The organism is Enterobacter cloacae complex sp. IR5458, assembly GCF_049238025.1.
GTDB classification, from domain to species: domain Bacteria; phylum Pseudomonadota; class Gammaproteobacteria; order Enterobacterales; family Enterobacteriaceae; genus Enterobacter; species Enterobacter kobei.
The window spans coordinates 1-2,278 of record NZ_JBMKIF010000105.1 but is presented as its reverse complement, the minus strand read 5'-3'; the positions used below and the strand labels follow the sequence as shown (position 1 = coordinate 2,278).

2 protein-coding genes are annotated in these 2,278 nt (G+C 47.6%); one reads left to right on the top strand and one right to left on the bottom strand.

Annotated elements, in window-relative coordinates; all coding sequences use genetic code 11:
- Nucleotides 1-116: 116 nt before the first annotated feature.
- On the top strand, nucleotides 117-749 hold the full coding sequence (locus ACOTYN_RS26130; protein ID WP_001567369.1) for a DUF6904 family protein: 633 nt from the start codon (nucleotides 117-119) through the stop codon (nucleotides 747-749).
- A gap of 28 nt (nucleotides 750-777) precedes the next feature.
- Here the strand turns inward: ACOTYN_RS26130 and ACOTYN_RS26125 are convergent, their stop codons facing one another.
- Nucleotides 778-2,181 (bottom strand): ISNCY-like element ISKpn21 family transposase, encoded by a 1,404-nt coding sequence (locus ACOTYN_RS26125; RefSeq protein ID WP_057061543.1) that lies wholly within the window; start codon nucleotides 2,179-2,181, stop codon nucleotides 778-780.
- Between the last annotated feature and the right edge of the window lie 97 nt (nucleotides 2,182-2,278).

Below are 2,278 nucleotides of genomic sequence, written 5' to 3'. Positions count from 1 at the left end.
TGTCAAGGCTCAATTGAAATGTCCGTTATCCAGCTCAATTAAAATGACCACTTTGATCTCTCATTCTCTTTACTGATAGACTTTCCTCCGACTGAAACAACAGGATGATTGAGCCCATGCTTCGATACGAGTTAACGCCGAACAATGCAGGTTTTATACTGTGGGGAGATTCAGAAGCCCTGAATGAATTACATGAACTCATTCATTACATCGTGGATGAAAGCCCACTGATTAAAGTTAAAGACGGATTTATGTTATCCCTTGCCTATGATATTCGTAAAGCACGGGAAGGTAATCGTCGTGTTGAGCAACATCAGTATGATCAACATGATACATATAAGCTTTATGGTGTTGAGCTTTTATGGCCTCTGGTCCTGGTACAGTCCTCAATACTCAGAAACTCAATGGGTTATATTCAGACAGACAAAAACCAGCTGTCTGTCATGTATGCCTTTGAATACCTGATAGAATCAGCATTAACAGAGTCTGAGAGAACAACGTCGAATGATATTATGCTAACAGTAAAATATGCATCAGACTCTGATTTTAATTTCATTGAGGATAATATTGACAGCAGGTGCTGCTATTTTATCAGCCTATCTCCGGAGCAAAGAAAAAAGCAGTTAATCAGTATTGTTCGTTCTTTTCATTCATTATGGGGTAAGTATGCCCGTGAAAAGCAGGACATAAAGATGCTGAACGAAATGAATAATACATCATGGGTCTGGCCGGACAATATCAACTGGTGAGCAACCACTGTCCGGCCAGTGAGTACCATCAGCGGGCTCTTTTACCAAAAATGTCCTCTGAACGTGACTGAAGCTGTTTGAGTGCTTCGAGCATGTCATCATTATCCAGTGAGCGCTGGGATTTCTTCCCTTCCTGCTTTGGCCGTCGTCGGGAAGGGCCATCTCCAGCGGGAATTGACTGAGAGCGCGTGTTATCCCGCTTGCTCTGCACCAGACTGATAAACTCCAGGGTTCGGCCAAGACGCTTGTTATCGACAATCGCGCCCTGGTCGATTTCTGACAGTCGGTCGTAGGTAGAGTAGGGAAGTAGCGTACCGTTCAGGCGCAGCTCTTTTCTGCCATCAGGATAGTGATACACATCGATATATTTACCTATTGCACGGCGACTCAGTTCGCTGTCTTCAATCAGGTACAACATTTTATCATATTGTATCGTCAACGATTTTGAGACTTTACGTTTTTCACGAACAGTGAAAATAAGCCCCAGGTCCTCATCATGTTCTACAGCACGGTGTACGTCAAAATCATGTCGCGGTACTTTGCCAAAACGGCGGTTATAGTCAGCCATATAGGCCTCAGCGAAGTCATTTGCAGCCTCCATTGAACAAATGCCCTGTAACCGCAGCTCTTTGACCAGACGATCCTGTAAAGTGAGGTGAGCTCGTTCTACACGCCCTTTGGCGGAACTGGTTTCTGCACAGATAGTCTGGATGTTCAGTTCATGCATGGCTCGCCCAAACTGAGTATGCCCGTCTCCGCCTGTGGCGTGTTTATTGTTAACACGAAAAACACCGGCTTTATCGCTGTACAGTGCCAGCGGTTTACCATGCTTATCGATATAGCGCCGCGTGGCTTCGAAGTAAGAAAACGTGGACTCCGATTTAACAAACAACAGTTCCATCAGTTTGCTGGTTGCATCATCAACATAGACCAGCGCGGTGCAGGCCGGGCCACGGCCTTCAAACCAGTCGTGATCACAGCCATCTATTTGTATCAGCTCACCAGTACACGGACGCCGGTACCGTGGTTGAGGGATCCTTGCGGCACGTTGTTTACGGGGAACCCATAAGCCAGCCCGCACCATGATGCGCCGGACAGTTTCTTTGCCAAGAAACAGTCCGTGGAGTTCTTCGAGCTTTTCACGCGCCAGAGTCGGACCGAAATCAGCATAACGCGTCTTGATCAGTTCCAGAGCCTGATCTGCGAGCCCGGGTGGCAACTGGCGGTTACCACGCATGCCACATCGTCTGCTGGCCATACCAAGCGGTCCGCCTTCACGGTAACGGGCAAGAAGTCTGCGGCATTGCCTGTCGCTGATACCGAGGTGCTCGGCCGCACGGCGCGTTGTGATGCGACGTTCAATGACGTCCTGTATAATCTTGATCCGGTTGATCTCTTTCAAAGTAAACACTCCTGAGCTTTCTGCGCTCATGATATGCCTCCCGGTAGTTTAAACGGACCAGTGAAGCTTACCATAGCGCGGACATCTGAATTGAGCCACAGGCGGACATTACTATTGAGCCATTACA